This window comes from Klebsiella sp. GG_Kp146, assembly GCF_040061975.1.
Classification (GTDB): domain Bacteria; phylum Pseudomonadota; class Gammaproteobacteria; order Enterobacterales; family Enterobacteriaceae; genus Klebsiella; species Klebsiella quasipneumoniae.
Map to the genome: position 1 here is coordinate 202298 of NZ_JBEAHA010000013.1, position 18270 is coordinate 220567.

Consider the following 18270-nt stretch of genomic DNA (forward strand, 5'->3'; position numbering starts at 1 on the left):
GTGGCAAAGGATTTTGAGTGAGCCTCAAATCCCTTCGCCGGCGTTATCCGGATCAGGTTCGACGGGTATTTTCTCAGCCCATACGCTTCATCCTTCAAGCCGCATCTGCGTTAGCTTCGCGCGTTCACCCCAGTCACATAGCTATCTATGCTCCAGGGGATTCACCCGCTTGCTGCCTTGATGCAACTTGAATGATATTGCGTATGTTTATTAGCACCCCGTTGAGAACGGCCTTAGTGTAATGATTTTGTCAGATGACGGAAAGCGCTTACGGCTCCGGCGGCGCAAACCATGCGGATTTAAAATCGAACCAGCCGAGGGTGTTCATCCGCACGCCGCGCATACTGCGCTGGCCCTGAATCATCAGCCAGTGATGGATCAGCGGCACGATATGCTGGCTGGCCAGCAGACGCTGACTCCAGGTAGCCGGATTAAACTCTCCCGCGCGCCAGCGGCTGGCGTCTTCCTGCCAGTCGATGGGGATGCAGCGCTGAATCAGCGGGACTTCGTACAGATAGGCGAATAGCGAGAATTCGATCGGCAAGGTGAAGTTAACGCTGTTGAGCCAGATATCGCTGACCACCTCGCCGCGATGCCAGGCATCGTACTCCAGCTCCTGGATCTCCAGCTTCACCTGGTGCGCCGCCAGCAGGTCGCGCATGATCCCGCCGATCACCCGATGTTCGACGTGATCGCGGTAGTAGGTGAGGGTAACCGTCTCCAGGCCCGCCGGCTTGTCGCAGGCGTGGTTGCTGGCGTGATGCCAGCGCGGCAGCAGGCCGTAAGCGGGAAACCAGTTGCCCTGGTAAAGCTCGCCCGCGTGGTAGAGCAGGTTCGCGGGCTGGAACAGATAGCTTAACCAGCGGCGCACCGCCTCGTTGGCGCCCAGCGGGCTTCGTGAGTCGAACAGCAGGTAGTAGCACCCCTCTTCCAGACGACTTTCCACCGCCTTTTCGCTTTCGGTATTGCCCTGCAGCGTCAGGCCGCCGTTGGGCTCTTCGCTAATTTCCGGTAGCACCCAGACGTTCACCTCATCGATCAGCGCCCGGTAGCCAAAATAGTCCTCAAAGGCGTGGATCTTGAGCTGGTTCTGATTGTTGCGCACCACGGCATACGGGCCGGTGCCGACCGGCATCGAAGAAAAGTGGTTCATGGTCCGCCACTCCTGCGGCAGCACCATCGCCGGCACCTGGCCCAGCAGCCAGGGCAGCCAGCGGTCGGGCTGGCGCAGATGAATATCCAGGGTCCAGGCGGTGGGCGATTCAATGCGTTCGATATGCGAATAGAGCGGCAGGGCATTGCTGCGCTGCAGAGAAGCGATCACATCGGTCATCTCCAGCTCACGGCCATGGTGAAAATGGATGCCTGGCCGGAGGAAAAAGCGCCAGTGGGTGGGCGTCAACTGCTGCCAGTGGTGGGCAATATCGGCTTCCAGTTCCCCATTTTCCTCATTTACCCGCGTCAGAGCGCTGAATATTTGCCGGGCGATATGGGTTTCCGAACGTCGCAGCGCGCTGCCGGGCAGTAAATTCTTCATTGGCCGGTAGTAGAGCACGCGCAGGATGTGCCGCCCCTGGCGGAAGCTGCGCCCGAGATGCGAGACCAGCATCTGACGGACGGCGGCTTTATCGCCGACCAGCTGCACCAGCTGATCGATGCGATCCTGCTCAAGCAGATCTTCGGCACGCTGCTGCTGCAGGGCGAGGCCGGTATAGAGAAAGGTCAGCCGCGAGCGTTTTCCGCGGCCAGCCTCCGCCTCCCAGGTCAGCCAGCCGCGGGACTCCATCATATTGAGCAAAGTGCGCATGTGGCGGCGCGAGCAGCTCAGCATTTCCGCCAGCTCGTTGAGGGTGGTCTCCTGCGACTTGCCGTCGCAGCACTGCCATAGACGGATGAACTGTTGTTGCAGACGGCCGGAAGACATAAAAGGGGAACTCCTGCGCAAAACTCAGCAATTTATTACTCCCCATATTAAGCCAATAATGAATCCCGATGAAGCGAGGAGGTGAATATGATGAGGTCTACCGCAAAATCGTTCTACCAGCGCTACTTTTCTGCGACGCAGGAAGCGTCCTGGCTGGCCCGCCTGATGGCAGGACGACAGCAGGAAATTCTGGGAGAACTGATGCAGTGGGGAGTGACGTCAAAGACCTCTGATCATTGACTTGCAGACATCATGTGTGACTGAGTATTGGTGTTATACTCGTCGTTTTTCAAGCTGCAGGTGCGCGCGCTCGCCCGGGTTTATCGCTGTCGATGCTCCCAGAGCCCTATGTTCTGGCCGCGTGAATCGCCCCTACGGGACTCACCCTTTCGGAGCCAGCGCAAAAACGGTTAACCGTTTGTCCTGCAACGTGAATTCCAAAGAGTATAGAATCACCCGCCAGCAGAAAGCCTCTGCTGGCTTTTTTCGTTTACTTCGCGTGTGTTAAGGACATTTCATGCTGTGGTTGATGACGATGGGACGACGGCTAAACGGCGTCTATGCCGCCTTTATGCTGGTTGCTTTTATGATGGGCGTGGCGGGCGCATTGCAGGCGCCGACGTTGAGTTTGTTTCTCAGCCGCGAAGTGGGGGCGCAGCCGTTCTGGGTGGGCCTGTTCTACACCGTGAATGCGATAGCCGGGATCCTGGTGAGTCTGGCGCTGGCCAAACGCTCCGATAGCCGCGGCGACCGACGGCGGTTAATTATGTTCTGCTGCCTGATGGCGGTAGGCAATGCGCTGCTGTTTGCCTTCAACCGCCACTATCTGACGCTGATCACCTGCGGGGTGATGCTGGCATCCATCGCTAACGCCGCCATGCCGCAGCTCTTTGCCCTGGCGCGGGAATATGCCGACAGCTCGGCGCGGGAAGTGGTGATGTTCAGCTCGGTCATGCGTGCCCAGCTGTCCCTGGCGTGGGTGATTGGCCCGCCGCTGGCCTTTATGCTGGCGCTCAACTATGGCTTTACCACCATGTTCTCCATTGCGGCGGGCATCTTTGTGATCAGCCTGGCGCTGATTGCCGTCAAACTGCCCTCGGTTCCGCGCGTGGAGCAGCCCTCGGAAGAGGCGGAGGCGCTGGCGCAGGCCGGCGGCTGGCAGGACAAGAACGTACGCATGCTGTTTATCGCCTCCACCCTGATGTGGACCTGCAACACCATGTATATCATTGATATGCCGCTGTGGATCAGCAGCGATCTCGGGCTTCCCGACAGCCTGGCCGGGATCCTGATGGGCACCGCCGCCGGGCTGGAGATTCCGGCGATGATCCTCGCCGGCTACTACGTGAAGCGCTTTGGTAAACGTAAAATGATGGTGGCGGCGGTGGCGGCCGGTGTGCTGTTTTATCTGGGGCTGATCCTGTTTCATGGCCGTACGGCGCTGCTGGCCCTGCAGCTGTTCAACGCCATCTTTATCGGCATTATCGCCGGGATCGGCATGCTGTGGTTCCAGGATTTAATGCCGGGGCGCGCGGGGGCGGCGACCACCCTGTTTACCAACAGTATTTCCACTGGCGTGATCCTGGCCGGCGTGATGCAGGGGGCGCTGTCGCAAAGCTATGGCCACGCCAGCGTCTACTGGACGATCGCCGCGATTTCGCTGGTGACGCTGTTTTTAACCAGCAAGGTAAAGGATATCTGACCGTCCTCTTCGCCCCGGCGCGCAATTCGCCGGGGCCGCCGGGTTTACTTCAGTTCGATTCGCTTGATGTCGCCGATGATAAAGATGTAGGCAATCACGCCGATCAGCGCCGTCAGGCCGACGTAGATCAGTGCGTAAAAGAAGTTACCCGTAGCGGAGATAATCACGCCAATTATCAGTGGGGCTATAATCGACGCCATATTAGCGCAGAAATTAAATATACCGCCGGTCAGGCCTGCCATATTTTCCGGGGCAATATCAGAAATTAACGTCCAGCCCAGGCCAACCATTCCCTGGCCAAAAAACGCCACCGACATGATAATAATAACGGTGCTGTTGGCGCTCACCCAGTTCGCCGCAATAATACAGCTGGAGAGTAATAATCCGGAAATTATTGGTAACTTCCGACTGATGTTGACGGAGCCGGTTTGCTTCAGCAGTCGGTCCGAGATCCAGCCGCCGAAGAGGATGCCGATGGCGGCGGCGAGGAACGGCCAGGTGGCGAAGAAGCCAACGTGCAGCCAGGGAAGATGGCGCTCGTTGGCCAGATAGCTGGGAAACCACGTCAGGAAAAACACCAGCGTGGTGTTGCCGGCAAACTGACCCAGACTGGCGCCGAGGATCTGGCGACAGCCCAGCAGGCGCCTGGCGTCACGCCAGTTAAATGGAACGTTCTGGATTTTATTGTCAATGCCGTTTGCGCCGATATAATCCAGCTCCGCTTGATTAGCCGTGCGCGATTCATGGGGTTCGTGATAAAAACGCCACCACACCAAAGTAAATAAAATACCTAATCCGCCGGTGAGGAAAAAAAGCGTTCTCCAGCCATGATGTTCGAGGATTAAAAATAACAGCGGCGAGAAGGCCGCCAGTCCTATATATTCACCAACCGTATATGTTGCCGTCGCCCGCGCGCGCTCATGCTGCGGGAACCAGGTGCTGACGATGCGGCTGTTGGCCGGGAAGCAGGGCGCTTCGCTGACGCCGAGTCCCAGGCGCAGAAGCAGCAGAGATTTAAGCCCGAGGGTGAAACTTTGCAGCAGGGTAAACAGCGACCAGAAGAAAATTGACAGGGCATAGGTCAGTTTGTTGCCGAAGCGGTCTAAAAACATGCCGCCGGGGATCTGCGCCAGGGCATAGGTCCAGGCAAAGGCGGAGAAAATGATGCCCATCATCGCCGGATCGATATGAATTTCCTGGGTTAACTGTGGGGCAACGATACCGAGGATGGTGCGGTCGAGATAATTGATCATCGTTCCGACGGACAACAGCAGTAAAATAACTATCCGAACGCGGCTTCTTTTTTTCGTCCCCGATGAGGAAGTGAGGACTTCCTGAGAGTTTGACATACTCATAGCGAGTTCCTTTAAAGTTTAAAATATTTTTGCATATATTTGTATATGCAAAAATATCTCCGGGAGCTATAGGTAGTATCTATGAATGGCAACGCTTTGTGGCACATTCATCCGCTTCAGAAAATAATATTTGATGCACCGCCAATATTTTCCCGCGCGTGCGCATTATTGGTGGCTTGCATGGTATATTAGCATCAGTGGATTTATTCTTATATTATACGGGCAAAAATAATGAACCTAAAGCAACTTTATTATTTTAAACGTCTGTCTGAAACTGAACATTATACCGAAGCGGCCTCCAGTCTGTGCATCACCCAGCCTTCGCTAAGCCATGCGATATCAGAGCTGGAGAAGGAGTTAGGGGTCGCGCTGTTCGCCAGACAGGGGCGGAACGTTAAAATTACGCAAAACGGCAAGCGGTTTCTGCCGTATGTCGAAGATGCGCTGGCCTCACTGGAAAATGGCCGCACAGTTTTGCAAAAAAACGGCGCTGAAAATAAAGAAAACATTCGTATCGCCTTTATTTACACGATGGGCGAATATGTTGTTCCGCAGTTAATTAATAAATATTCTCTTTCACCTGAATTTCACAACGTGACTTTTTCTTTTACTCAAGGGACCTCGCTGACGCTGTTGCAGGAGCTGAAAGCGGGAAAAGTCGATCTGGCGATCTGCTCTTATATTGCCGATGAACCCGATATCGATTTTATTCCGGTTATTCAGCAGGAGCTGGTGGTGGTGACCGCCAGGGATCATCCGCTGGCCCGGCTGTATGAACATGAAGTCGACCTCGTGGAGACGATTCATTATCCCTATATCTATTTTTCAGAAAATAGCGGCTTACGTCCGTTTATCGATAATGTATTTATGCAGCAAAAGCTGGTGCCGGAGATTGCCTGCTACGTGGAAGAGGATACCGCGATGGCCGGGCTGGTCAGCATTGACTACGGGATCGCGATCATGCCGCGGATCTCGGCGCTCTCCCATTACAACGTCCATATCCTGAAGATTAAAAACACCCTCCCTCCGCGCTATATCTATCTGGCGACCATGAAAGACCGCGGACTTTCCCCTGCGCTGCAGTCGTTTAAAAATGTGGTCATCCACGACAGCCAGAAGATCTGTTAGCGAATAGCCCGGAGAGGTCCTCCGGGCTGAGGGGTTATCAGGAGAGAATATCCATCACTTCACGCAGCTTGTCGATGGCGATCTGTCCCGGCGCGGAAGCCTGACCCACGGTACCGAAGGTCATGGCTGAGCCAAAAAGACGCCCGGTCACCCGGCTGACGCCGCCCGATTTTCCCATCGACATGGTGATCAGCGGGCGGGTGGCATACTTCTCTTTCATGGTCAGCGTGGCGGCGAGCAGGGTCAGAACGTCCTGCGGCGATTGCGGCATCACCGCGATCTTCGGCAGATCGGCGCCCAGATCCTGCATGCGGCGCAGGCGATAGATGATATCTTCCTGGGCGGGGGTCTTATGAAAATCATGGTTACTCATGATCACTTTGACGCCCGCGGCATGCGCATCGTCAACCAGCGCGCGGATCTGCGCTTCATCATTGAACAGCTCGATATCGATGACATCAACCAGGCCACTGCGCGCCGCTTCGCGGTTGAGCGCGAAGTAGGCGTCGTCGCTGAGCTCGGTCTCGCCGCCTTCTTTCTTGCTGCGGAATGTGAACAGCAGCGGCAGCGCTTTCAGCGCGCCACGGATTTCCGCCAGCGCGGCCATCACCTGAGCCATCTCTCTGACCTGAGTAAAGTGGTCAACGCGCCATTCGATGATAACGGCGCCGGCGTCGACCAGGCCGTGGGCGTTACCCAGTATTTCATCCAGCGTTTTGCCGATCAGCGGTACACAAATTAAGGTTTCCCCTTCCTGGAAGGTGATGTTCTTTACGGTAACTGCATTTGTCATGTAGGCATCCATTATTATTCGCGTTGAACCTCAGGCGGTGACTGCGGTGGGTGATACTTTTTGCGCCGCCCGAGCCTGCAGTTGACGATAGCCGATGTACAGGGCGATCACAAAGCCGATCACGGCGATCGCAAAATCAAACCACATAATGCTGGCAATACTGATCTGCGAAAGTTTGGCGGTGATCAGCGGGATCGTGAAGCTGGCGATACTGCCGGCGGTGTAGAAGATGCCGGTTGCCTTGCCTTTCCCGTTCGGGAAGCTCATCGCCATGATCGTCGCTCCCAGCTGTAGCACTCCGCCCGCGGCGGCAAAGCCGATGACAAAGGCGAAGCCGGTAACCATCATCGGCGTCGGGAACAGGCACACCAGCAGCAGCGAGACCATCGACAGGCCAGTATAGATGATCATGGCGACGGCAGAGCTGAACACCTCTTTGACGAAGGCGGCGGTCACGAAGACGCAGACCAGCGACCCGACGGTATAGATGCTGAGCAGCTTAATCGCCGAGGCATAGGGCAGGCCGACCACGAACTGACCGTACTGCGCCAGCCACTGGCTGACCAGATAGAAGGTCGCCATGCCGATGTAGCCGTACAGGGTGAAGATCACCATATCCAGTTTGTTGGCCTGCGGACGGGCGGAGGTTTCCGCCTGTGGCCCTGGGGTGGCCTCTTTTTTCGCCGCCTGGCTATCCGGGAACGGCATTTTGAGCAAATAGAGGCCGCTCACAACAAACAGCGCCGCCGCAATCACGAACGACCAGCCGAACCACAGATTCGCCCAGATCAGGAAGCTGATAATGAACGGCAGCAGGAACTGTCCGGCGGAGACGAAGGCTTTGATCAGCACGTTGGCCCGGCTGGCGGAGTGCGGGAAAGATTCCATCAGCGCCGGATAGGTGCCGGAGTCGAGGAAGCTGTTCGCCAGGCCCGCCATAATGCCGAAGACATATGCCAGATAGATATTTTTGGTCAGCAGAATGCCGATAAAAAAGATCAGATAGCTGAGGATCCCCAGATAGATAAAGGGCTTACGACCAAAGCGATCCGACAGAAAGCCGGTCACGATGGTCGCCAGTTTGCCGATCCCTAACGAGGAGATCACCACTGATACGCCGGCAGCGTCTGTTCCCCACTGCTCCTGGAGATGGGCCATGTTGAGGGTGATCAGCAGCACCCCCATGCCATGAATCAGGTAGTTGAGGTACAGCCCTGCCGCGGTAGGGACGTATTTATTTTTCATCGCTTGCCCCTTAGAACAGGATGCTTTTGATGTAATCAACCGGCATCTGTTTACCCGTCCAGATTTCGAACGCGCGCGCGCCTTGCCACAGCATCATCCCGAGGCCGTTTAGCGTACGGCAGCCTTTTTCCTCAGCCACTTCCAGCAGGTGGGTTTTGCGCGGGTTGTACACGACGTCGGAGACGATCAGGTCCGGACGCAGGAAGCTGTCGTCCGGGAGCAGCATCTGGCCTTCGAACGGCTTCATGCCGACCCCGGTGGCATTGGTCAGGATCACGCTGCTGTCGATTTCGGCACGCAGTTTGTCATGATCGTCGAGATCGAACAGATGGATCTCGCAGCGCGTGTTGTTGCGGATCTTGGCTACCGTTTCTTCGGCGTTGGCGAAGAATTTATCGCGACGGTTGAAGATCGAGATCGCTTTCACGCCATCCAGTGCCGCCTGGACGCAGAGCGCGGTCGCCGCGCCGCCGGCGCCGAGCACGGTCATCTTCTTGCCAATAATATCGATACCCGCTTCGCTAAGGGCGCGCATATAGCCGGTGCCGTCGGTAATATGCCCGGTCAGTACGCCGTCGTCATTGACCACGGTATTCACCGCCCCGACCAGCTGCGCCGCCGGCGAGAGCTTATCGAGATACTGGCAAATCTCGGTTTTGTTCGGCATAGAGACGTTAAAGCCGCGCAGCTTCAAAGCCCGGAAGCCCTGCACAACGTCTTTCAGCTCCTGATTACCGACTTCAAAAGCCAGGTAGACGTAGTCCAGCCCGAGATGGGCGAAAGCCTCGTTGTGCATGGTGGGCGACATGCTGTGGCGAATCGGGGTGGCGATCAGACCAATCAGCTCAGTGTGTCCAGTAATACGTTCTGCCATGACAAAAATCCTCAATAAGTTAGAAAGGGAATTCGTTGTGCTTCGCGGCTGCCCAGCGCACCCATGTCTTCGAGGGTGTCCAGCACGTTGCGGCCTTCGCGGATGCCGTCGATAATGCGTCGCGCCATCACGCTGTCGCCGATATTCATGATTTTGACGTTATTGGCATTGGCCCAGCGCTCGATCTCGTCGAGACCCGTCCGGTTGGCGCGCATCCCCAGGCAGACAAAGCCGTAGTCGAAGGGGATATCGAAGGTATGCTGTGTATTTTTCACCTGGAAATGGTCGGCAGCCACCGCCATCAGTTGCGTATTCATGTGCTGTTCGACCTGGTGCTCGTCGAGCATGTTCAACATGGCATTCCTGGTAATGATGTCGAGATCGCGACCGGCGGCGTCCTGCATTTCGATTAATACCGCTAGCGCGCCGCGAGCGGTAAAGTATTCGATGACGTCAAGGCCAACGGCGCCCGCGCCGACAACGGCGATGCGTTTGCCCTCGACATGGGTAAATTTCGCCAGATTGTCGATCATGCCGGTAATGGAAAAGACCTTGCCTTCCGCGGCGTCAATATTCTCCCGCAGTCCTGCAATAGGCGGCAGCAGGGGGGTCGAGCCGGTGGCATTGACGATCAGATGCGGACGCAGGGCGGAAACCGAGGCCACGTCTGCCCGTTTGCCGACCTGCAGCATCAGGTTGTCCAGCGCGGCGATGCGGTTTTTCATAAACTGCGGGAAATCCGCGATGCGTTTTTTCTCCGGCAGACGGGCGATATCGCTGGCGAGACCGCCGACGTGATTTTTCGCCTCCAGCAGCCAGGTGTGGCAGCCGACTTCCGCCGCGGTGCAGGCGGCCTCCATCCCGGCAGTGCCGGCGCCGATGACGACCACGTTCGTTTCGCGATTAACGCGCCGCGTTTTGTAGGTATCGCCGTGAATGATGTCCGGGTTAATTGAACAGCGCAGCGGGCGCGAGCGGGCGATGCGATGGTCGGCGCAGCCGATGTTGCAGGAGATGCATTTGCGCATCAGGCGTTCTTTACCGCTTTGCACCTTCTGCACCCACTCCGGCTCGGCAATCAGACCGCGACCAATGGCAATGAGATCGGCATCGCCGCTGGCGAGGATATCCTCGGCCACCTGCGGGGTACGGATATTGCCGGCGATGACCGTGGGCTTATGGAATTTATCGCGCACCGCGCGGGAGAGATAACGCTTCCAGCCATCCTCCAGCGACATCTGGTCGATTTGCAGATTCAGGTTGTCGTTCTGCGCCGCCGAGACGTTGATGATATCGACCTTCTCCTGGCAGAGCTCAAGGATGCGCAGAGAATCTTCGAGGGTATTGCCGCCCTTGAGGAAGTCGTCGGCGCTAATGCGCAGGCTGACCGGAAAACGCGGCCCGACGCAGGCGCGAACTTTATCGACAATCAGACTTAATATCCGGGCGCGGTTTTCGACGCTGCCGCCAAATTCATCGGTGCGCTTGTTAAATAGCGGCGATAAAAACTGGCTAATTAAATAGGAGTGGCCAGCATGAATTTCGACGCAGTCAAAACCCGCGCGACGAACGCGCTCTGCGGCGTCACCGAATTTTTCCACCGCGTGATAAATTTCCTCATGGGTCATTGGCCGCGGAATATTACCGTGCTTTTTCGAGGGCATCGTCGAGGAGGAGAGCGGTGTCTGACCTTCGAGGCGGTAGGCATAAGCCGAAGCGCCTGCGTGATTTAACTGAATGGATACGCAGGCGCCATGTTTATGCAGGGTCTCGGTTAATTTAAACAGCCGCGGGATATATTGATCGTTATCGATCCGCAGCTGGGTGGTGCCGTTGGAGGCGAAAGGGAAATCAATACAGATGTTTTCGATGGTGATAAGCCCGGTGCCGCCTTTGGCCCGCAGTTCGTAGTATTCCAGCTGTTCCTGCGAGACCTCGCCATTGAGCGTGGCCATATTGGTGCCCATCGGGGGCATAATAATGCGGTTTTTTAGCGTCATGCCGTTGATGGTCAACGGACTGAAAAGGTGCGGATAGTGGCTCATCTCTTCTCTCCACAGGAGGCCGGGAAGCCGCTATGCGGGGGCCCGGGCGTGTCCTTAGTTAATATTTCTCTGTGGGAAAAGATAGCGAGGCGAAAAATCGAAAAATAATGCTTTTTTTTGCTGTGAGCTATAGGGGTTCTCTATGAGATTAACGCTTTTTTCACATTGTTATATTTTTATATTAAACACTCGTACCTTATTTTTACTTGCAGTGAAGGGATAATACATAAACCACGCAGGTCAGGGGGAGGAAAGCGGAATCATTCGTCTTTATCGCGTGGGGCAGGCCAACGTCATGGGCTGACGCTCGGCGAAGCAATATTGTTTTTTGTGCGTAAGATCTCAATTTTCTGCCGCAATAAACTAAAAAGCCCGGTCAAATGACCGGGCGCGAAGATTAATTCATAAACGCCGGCAGCTTGTGCTCATAGTCGGAAATAGCCGCTTCATGTTGCAGCGTCAGGCCGATGCTATCCAGGCCATTGAGCATGCAGTGGCGACGGAAATCGTCGATCTTAAAGCTGTAGGTTTTATCCCCCGCTTTAACCACCTGCGCTTCCAGGTCCACTTCAAACGTAATGCCCGGTTTGGCCTGCACCAGTTTGAACAGCTCGTCGACCTGCTCATCGCTCAACGTCACCGGCAGCAGCTGGTTGTTGAAGCTGTTGCCATAGAAAATATCGGCAAAGCTTGGGGCGATAACGACTTTAAAACCGTAATCGGTCAGCGCCCACGGCGCATGCTCGCGCGAGGAGCCACAGCCGAAGTTTTCCCGCGCCAGCAGGATAGATGCGCCTTTGTACTCAGGAAAGTTCAGCACGAACTCCGGGTTCGGCTGTTGACCTTTATCGTCGAGGAAGCGCCAGTCGTTGAACAGGTGCGCGCCAAAGCCGGTGCGGGTCACTTTCTGCAGAAACTGCTTGGGAATGATCGCGTCGGTATCGACGTTTGCAGCATCCAGCGGAACCACCAGGCCGGTATGTTGGGTAAATTTCTCTGCCATGATGGTCTCCTTACTTCAGATTACGGATATCGGCGAAATGGCCGGTCACAGCTGCCGCCGCGGCCATTGCCGGGCTCACCAGGTGCGTGCGTCCGCCGCGGCCCTGGCGGCCTTCAAAATTACGGTTGCTGGTGGAGGCGCAGCGCTCGCCCGGGTTCAGGCGGTCGTTGTTCATCGCCAGACACATAGAGCAGCCCGGTAAGCGCCACTCAAAGCCGGCTTCGATGAAGATCTTATCCAGGCCTTCCGCTTCCGCTTGCGCTTTCACCGGACCGGAACCCGGCACCACCAGCGCCTGGACGCCCGGCGCCACTTTACGCCCTTTGGCGATTTCCGCCGCCGCGCGCAAATCTTCGATACGCGAGTTGGTACAGGAGCCGATGAATACTTTATCGATAGCCACTTCCGTCAGCGGAATGCCGGATTTCAGCCCCATATAGGCCAGCGCTTTCTCGGCGCTGGCGCGTTCCACCGGGTCGCTGAACGACGCAGGATCGGGGATATTATCGCTGACCGAAATCACCTGGCCCGGGTTGGTGCCCCAGGTCACCTGCGGGGCAATCTCAGCCGCCTGCAGCGTCACTACGGTGTCAAATGTGGCGCCGTCGTCGGTTTTCAGGGTTTTCCAGTACGCCACCGCATCGTCAAAATCTTTGCCTTTCGGCGCGTGCAGACGGCCGCGTACGTAATTGAAGGTGGTTTCATCCGGCGCGACCAGGCCCGCTTTCGCGCCCATCTCGATCGCCATGTTGCACAGGGTCATACGGCCTTCCATGCTCAGATCGCGGATCGCTTCGCCGCAGAACTCCACCACGTGGCCGGTGCCGCCGGCGCTGCCGGTTTTACCAATGATCGCCAACACGATATCTTTGGCGGTGATGCCCGGCGCCGCTTTGCCTTGCACTTCGATTTTCATGGTTTTCGCACGACCCTGTTTCAGGGTCTGGGTCGCCAGCACATGCTCTACTTCGGAGGTGCCGATGCCGAAGGCCAGCGCGCCGAAGGCGCCGTGGGTGGCGGTATGGGAGTCGCCGCACACAATGGTCATCCCCGGCAGGGTAACCCCTTGTTCCGGGCCCATCACGTGAACGATGCCCTGGTACGGGTGGTTCAGATCGTACAGCTCAACGCCGAACTCTTTACAGTTCTTAATCAGCTCCTGCATCTGAATGCGGGCCATCTCGCCGGACGCGTTAATATCTTTGGTCTGCGTCGAGACGTTGTGATCCATGGTGGCGAAGGTTTTACCCGGCTGGCGCACCTGGCGGCCGTGGGCGCGCAGGCCGTCAAAGGCCTGCGGGGAGGTGACTTCATGCACCAGATGGCGGTCGATATACAACAGCGGAGTTTCGTTTTGCGCCTCATACACCACGTGCGCATCAAACAATTTTTCGTATAACGTCTTCGCCATGATTACACCCCTTCTGCGACATAGCGGGCAATGATATCGCCCATTTCATCAGTGCTGACCGCCGCCGTGCCGCGCGCTAAATCGCCGGTACGAACGCCTTCCTCCAGAGCGCGGTTAATCGCGCTTTCAATCGCGCTCGCCGCCTCGTCAGCGTCGAGGCTATAGCGCAGCAGCAGCGCCAGGGAGAGGATCTGCGCGATCGGGTTAGCGATATTTTTGCCGGCGATATCCGGCGCCGAGCCGCCCGCTGGCTCGTACAGGCCGAAACCTTGTTCGTTGAGGCTGGCGGAGGGCAGCATACCCATCGAGCCGGTGATCATTGCGCACTCGTCGGAGAGGATGTCGCCGAACAGGTTGGAGCACAGCAGCACGTCGAACTGGGACGGATCTTTAATCAGCTGCATGGTGGCGTTATCGATATACATATGCGCCAGCTCAACGTCCGGATACTCCTTGCCGATCTCGGTGACGATTTCGCGCCACAGAATGGACGACTGCAGGACGTTGGCTTTATCGATGGAGGTCACTTTGTGACGACGTTTACGGGCGGATTCAAACGCGATGCGCGCGATACGTTCGATTTCAAAGCGGTGATACACCTCGGTATCAAAAGCTTTCTCATGCTGACCGCTGCCTTCGCGACCTTTCGGCTGGCCGAAGTAGATGCCGCCGGTCAGTTCGCGAACGCAGAGAATGTCGAAGCCGTTGGCGGCGATGTCGGCGCGCAGCGGGCAGAACTCTTCCAGACCCTGATACAGTTTGGCCGGGCGCAGATTGCTGAACAGTTTAAAGTGTTTACGCAGCGGCAGCAGGGCGCCGCGCTCTGGCTGTTCTGCGGGCGGCAGGTGTTCCCACTTCGGGCCGCCGACGGAGCCGAACAGGATCGCGTCCGCCTGCTCGCATCCGGCGACGGTCGCCTGCGGCAGGGGAGTTCCCTGACGGTCGATGGCCGCGCCGCCGACGTCGTACTGGCTGGTGGTAATGTGCATGGCAAAACGTTGGCGCACGGCTTCCAGTACTTTCATCGCCTGGTTCATCACTTCCGGGCCAATGCCATCACCCGGCAAAACGGCAATATGGTAATTCTTCGACATTACACGGTTTCCTTATTGTTCTCTTTATTCTGAGCTTTGCGTTGCAATTCTTTTTCGACTTCGGCGGCGCGCCAGATGTTGTTCAGCACGTGAACCATCGCTTTGGCTGACGACTCTACGATATCCGTTGCCAGACCAACGCCGTGGAAACGGCGACCGTTGTAGTCAACGACGATATCCACCTGGCCCAGGGCGTCTTTGCCGTGGCCTTTCGCGCTTAAGCCATATTTCACTAATTCAATGTTGTAATCGGTGACGCGGTTAATCGCCTGGTAGATAGCATCAACCGGACCGTTGCCGTTGGCGGCTTCCGTTTTGATCTCATCCCCGCAGACCAGCTTGATCGAGGCGGTGGCGATATCGCTGGAGCCGGACTGAACGTTGAAGTAATCCAGGCGGAAATGCTCCGGCTCTTCCTGCTGCTTGTTGATAAAGGCCAGCGCTTCCAGATCGTAATCGAAGACCTGGCCTTTTTTGTCCGCCAGCTTCAGGAACGCGTCGTACAGGTGATCCAGGTTGTAATCGCTCTCCTGGTAGCCCATCTCTTCCATCCGGTGTTTCACCGCCGCGCGGCCGGAGCGGGAAGTCAGGTTCAGCTGCACCTGGTTCAGGCCGATGGATTCCGGGGTCATGATTTCGTAGTTTTCGCGGTTCTTCAGCACGCCGTCCTGGTGGATACCGGAGGAGTGGGCGAAGGCGCCGGTGCCGACGATGGCTTTGTTCGCCGGGATCGGCATGTTGCAGATCTGGCTGACGGTCTGGCTGGTGCGCCAGATTTCATGGTGGTTGATATTGGTGTGCACGTTCATGATGTCTTTGCGCACTTTAATCGCCATGATGACCTCTTCCAGCGCGCAGTTGCCGGCGCGCTCGCCGATACCGTTCATCGCGCCTTCTACCTGGCGGGCTCCGGCGTGGACCGCGGCGAGGGCGTTGCCGACGGCAATACCCAGGTCATCATGGGTATGGACGGAGATAATGGCTTTGTCGATATTCGGTACGCGCTCATACAGGCCGCTGATAATGTTGGCGTACTCGAACGGCATGGTGTAGCCGACGGTATCCGGAATATTAATGGTGGTGGCGCCAGCGTTAATCGCGGCTTCCACGACGCGAGCCAGGTCAGCAATCGGCGTACGGCCGGCGTCTTCACAGGAGAACTCGACATCGTTAGTGTAGTTGCGCGCCCGCTTCACCATATAAACCGCGCGTTCAATGACCTCATCCAGGGTGCTGCGCAGTTTGGTGGCGATATGCATCGGCGAGGTGGCGATGAAGGTGTGGATACGGAACGCTTCGGCCACCTTTAAGGATTCCGCCGCCACGTCGATATCTTTCTCGACGCAGCGCGCCAGGGCGCATACGCGGCTGTTTTTGATGGTGCGCGCGATGGTCTGCACGGATTCAAAATCGCCCGGAGAAGAAACCGGGAAACCGACTTCCATCACGTCAACACCCATGCGCTCGAGGGCCAGAGCGATCTGCAGCTTCTCTTTGACACTCAGGCTTGCCTGTAACGCTTGTTCGCCATCACGTAAGGTCGTATCGAAAATAATGACTTGCTGGCTCATGGTTTGGATCCTTAGTCTGTGTCCTGGCGCCTTGTTGACGAGCATAAAAAAACCCGCGCCAAGGCGCGGGTTTTATAGTCTTGCTGGAAGATGACTTAACGCTGAACGTCGCCCAACAGCCTACCGCGCAAATGGCATGCGTTTAGTAGTAGTAGGCTGGTGATGCGAGTGGTGCGAATCATTGCGTCAAACTCCAGATGAAATCGTTATGCTTTTAGAGTTACTGGATAGCCGTTTCAAAGTCAACCCCTGGCATGGAAAAAGCGTTTTTGGTCCGCGGCGTGAATTAGCTAATTGTGCTGATGTTAGCCCTTTTTTGCCGAAGATCCTATTTTGGACCTGCGGGGGCGCACAGGGATATGTTTCATTTGAAAATGCACTTTGCATTAAAGGCCTCGCTCACGATGCGCCGCGAGCGAAGCGGTAAAAAATCGCTATCTGAATGAAATAATTATATTTATTTTTCGTGTGAATATGTCTACCCCTTAGCGGATCTTTTTTCAATGATAAATAGTTGTTAATTTTATGGGGTGGAAAATAAAATACTTTATTATTGCTTAAGTTACAGTTAATCATTGGTGTTGTTTTTATTTTCCTGGATTATGGTTAGACTCATCTTCATTAAGTAACTCATATTGTTTGAGCAGTTTATTTATTCCGGTGGTACCGGTTTGACACTGCCACTCATAGCCTTGATATATTCCTAAAATACACCTTTGCTATTTTGCAAATGTCATTGGCATGATAAATGATATTTTCGGCGCTAATTATAGCGGTTTAGTAAAGGGAATTCATCGTGACGGCGGAACTAGATATGTTAATTGAAAGTCCAGAATATAAATCAGCCCCCGGACAGGAAGTCGTAAAACCTCAACTACGGATGGTTGATCTCAATCTGCTTACCGTTTTTGATGCGGTTATGCAGGAACAGAATATTACCCGTGCCGCCCATACGCTCGGCATGTCTCAACCGGCGGTGAGCAACGCGGTTTCACGTCTGAAAGTGATGTTTAATGATGAGCTGTTTGTGCGCTATGGCCGCGGTATTCAGCCGACGGCGCGGGCCTATCAGCTGTTTGGCTCAGTGCGTCAGGCGCTGCAGCTGGTACAAAACGAATTGCCAGGCTCCGGTTTTGAACCCTTGAGCAGTGAGCGTGTTTTCAATCTGTGCGTCTGTAGCCCGCTGGATAACATCCTGACGTCGGTGATTTTTAATAAAGTCGCCGAAATCGCGCCCAATATCCATTTAGTCTTTAAATCAGCGCTTAATCAAAATACGGAACATCAGTTACGTTATCAGGAAACGGAATTTGTGATCGGTTATGAAGAATTTCGTCGTCCTGAGTTTGCCTGTGTACCGCTATTCAAAGATGAAATGGTTCTGGTGGCTAGCCGCAACCATCCGCGTATCTCCGGACCGGTGATGGAGGCTGATATTTATCGCGAGGAGCATGCCGCGGTGGCTCTCGATCGGTATGCCTCATTCAGTCTGCCGTGGTATGACACCGCCGATAAACAAGCGCGCATCGCATATCAAGGTAATGCGATGGTCAGCGTATTAAACGTGGTGTCGCAAACGCAGATGGTGGCCATTGCGCCGCGCTGGCTGGCAAATGAGTTTGCCGATAAGTTAGCGCTGCAAATATTACCTCTGCCGCTGAAGGTGAATAGCCGGACCTGCTATCTCTCCTGGCACGAAGCGGCGGGTCGCGATAAAGGTCATCAGTGGATGGAAGAGCTGCTGGTGGATATTTGTCAGCGCTGAGCCGATGGCAATAAGCATGAAAGGGGCTTCGGCTCCTTTTTTTATATGATTTAATTACAATAATGCAGAATTTTATGCTGTTTACCCTTTCGGTTGCTCTCCGCCCGTTAACAAAAAATGGATCAATTCCTGCTATCGCGCCTTTTCTCCGAGTATTTACTATTCTCTTTTCTTATATCTGAAGCATTCCACCATATTTTCCTCTCTCCGCTTGTTTTTCTTCTTATTCTACTTAGAAAGCATCTCCGGTGGCGAATTGCCTGCCTGCTGGCGAGCAGTTATGGTAGTGGCATGCAGTCCATTCACCTCAGTGCGGAGGGGTACTCCTTCGCATCGTGCGAGCGCGCGGAAATTGAGTTC

Annotated in this window: 15 protein-coding genes and 1 riboswitch; of the genes, 4 read left to right on the forward strand and 11 right to left on the reverse strand. The window is 55.5% G+C overall.

What is annotated here, in order from left to right; translation table 11 throughout:
* Positions 1-11: 11 nt before the first annotated feature.
* Positions 12-231, reverse strand: a riboswitch (TPP riboswitch).
* 37 nt (positions 232-268) lie between these two features.
* The gene (gene sgrR, locus ABLU95_RS15450; protein WP_044521013.1) at positions 269-1924 is read right to left on the reverse strand and encodes an HTH-type transcriptional regulator SgrR; all 1656 of its coding nucleotides are present in this window, start codon (positions 1922-1924) and stop codon (positions 269-271) included.
* An 87-nt stretch (positions 1925-2011) separates the two neighbouring features.
* On the opposite strand from sgrR, the gene sgrT reads away from it, so the two are divergent.
* Both sgrT and ABLU95_RS15460 read left to right on the forward strand, forming a co-directional pair.
* Positions 2012-2164 carry a glucose uptake inhibitor SgrT gene (gene sgrT / locus ABLU95_RS15455; RefSeq protein ID WP_004204309.1) on the forward strand — a complete coding sequence of 51 codons (153 nt, stop codon included), beginning with the start codon at positions 2012-2014 and terminating at the stop codon, positions 2162-2164.
* Between the two features lie 277 nt (positions 2165-2441).
* Complete coding sequence (locus ABLU95_RS15460) at positions 2442-3626, forward strand: sugar efflux transporter (RefSeq protein WP_023291966.1); 1185 nt, start codon at positions 2442-2444, stop codon at positions 3624-3626.
* 44 nt (positions 3627-3670) lie between these two features.
* Here ABLU95_RS15460 and ABLU95_RS15465 read toward each other — a convergent pair whose 3' ends face one another.
* Positions 3671-4981, reverse strand: a complete 1311-nt coding sequence (locus tag ABLU95_RS15465) for an MFS transporter (RefSeq protein WP_087848873.1) — start codon at positions 4979-4981, stop codon at positions 3671-3673.
* A 231-nt stretch (positions 4982-5212) separates the two neighbouring features.
* Here ABLU95_RS15465 and ABLU95_RS15470 point away from each other — a divergent pair, with 231 nt between their 5' ends.
* The gene (locus ABLU95_RS15470; RefSeq protein WP_004204315.1) at positions 5213-6109 is read left to right on the forward strand and encodes a LysR family transcriptional regulator; all 897 of its coding nucleotides are present in this window, start codon (positions 5213-5215) and stop codon (positions 6107-6109) included.
* Between the two features lie 37 nt (positions 6110-6146).
* Here ABLU95_RS15470 and aroD read toward each other — a convergent pair whose 3' ends face one another.
* The 9 genes from aroD to leuL all read right to left on the reverse strand — a co-directional run bounded on the left by aroD (position 6147) and on the right by leuL (position 16327).
* Positions 6147-6902 carry a type I 3-dehydroquinate dehydratase gene (gene aroD / locus ABLU95_RS15475; RefSeq protein ID WP_348879912.1) on the reverse strand — a complete coding sequence of 252 codons (756 nt, stop codon included), beginning with the start codon at positions 6900-6902 and terminating at the stop codon, positions 6147-6149.
* A gap of 30 nt (positions 6903-6932) precedes the next feature.
* Positions 6933-8147: an MFS transporter gene (locus tag ABLU95_RS15480; RefSeq protein WP_032453837.1), complete on the reverse strand. Its 1215-nt coding sequence runs from the start codon at positions 8145-8147 to the stop codon at positions 6933-6935.
* Between the two features lie 10 nt (positions 8148-8157).
* Complete coding sequence (locus ABLU95_RS15485; RefSeq protein ID WP_218810372.1) at positions 8158-9021, reverse strand: shikimate dehydrogenase; 864 nt, start codon at positions 9019-9021, stop codon at positions 8158-8160.
* 11 nt (positions 9022-9032) lie between these two features.
* A complete protein-coding gene (locus ABLU95_RS15490) occupies positions 9033-11066 on the reverse strand; it encodes an FAD-dependent oxidoreductase (RefSeq protein WP_348879914.1) in 2034 nt (677 codons plus the stop codon).
* 397 nt (positions 11067-11463) lie between these two features.
* Entirely contained in the window at positions 11464-12069 is a 606-nt protein-coding gene (gene leuD, locus ABLU95_RS15495; RefSeq protein WP_048336394.1) for a 3-isopropylmalate dehydratase small subunit, read from the reverse strand.
* 10 nt (positions 12070-12079) lie between these two features.
* On the reverse strand, positions 12080-13480 hold the full coding sequence (gene leuC / locus ABLU95_RS15500) for a 3-isopropylmalate dehydratase large subunit (RefSeq protein WP_023291973.1): 1401 nt from the start codon (positions 13478-13480) through the stop codon (positions 12080-12082).
* A gap of 2 nt (positions 13481-13482) precedes the next feature.
* Positions 13483-14574, reverse strand: a complete 1092-nt coding sequence (leuB, locus tag ABLU95_RS15505) for a 3-isopropylmalate dehydrogenase (RefSeq protein WP_023291974.1) — start codon at positions 14572-14574, stop codon at positions 13483-13485.
* Positions 14574-16145, reverse strand: a complete 1572-nt coding sequence (gene leuA, locus ABLU95_RS15510) for a 2-isopropylmalate synthase (protein WP_023291975.1) — start codon at positions 16143-16145, stop codon at positions 14574-14576. The genes leuB and leuA overlap by 1 nt, the downstream gene beginning before the upstream one ends.
* A 95-nt stretch (positions 16146-16240) precedes the next feature.
* The gene (gene leuL, locus ABLU95_RS15515) at positions 16241-16327 is read right to left on the reverse strand and encodes a leu operon leader peptide (protein WP_017901192.1); all 87 of its coding nucleotides are present in this window, start codon (positions 16325-16327) and stop codon (positions 16241-16243) included.
* Positions 16328-16941: 614 nt separating this feature from the next.
* Here leuL and leuO point away from each other — a divergent pair.
* Entirely contained in the window at positions 16942-17910 is a 969-nt protein-coding gene (leuO, locus tag ABLU95_RS15520; protein WP_072140386.1) for a transcriptional regulator LeuO, read from the forward strand.
* The last annotated feature ends 360 nt before the right edge of the window (positions 17911-18270 follow it).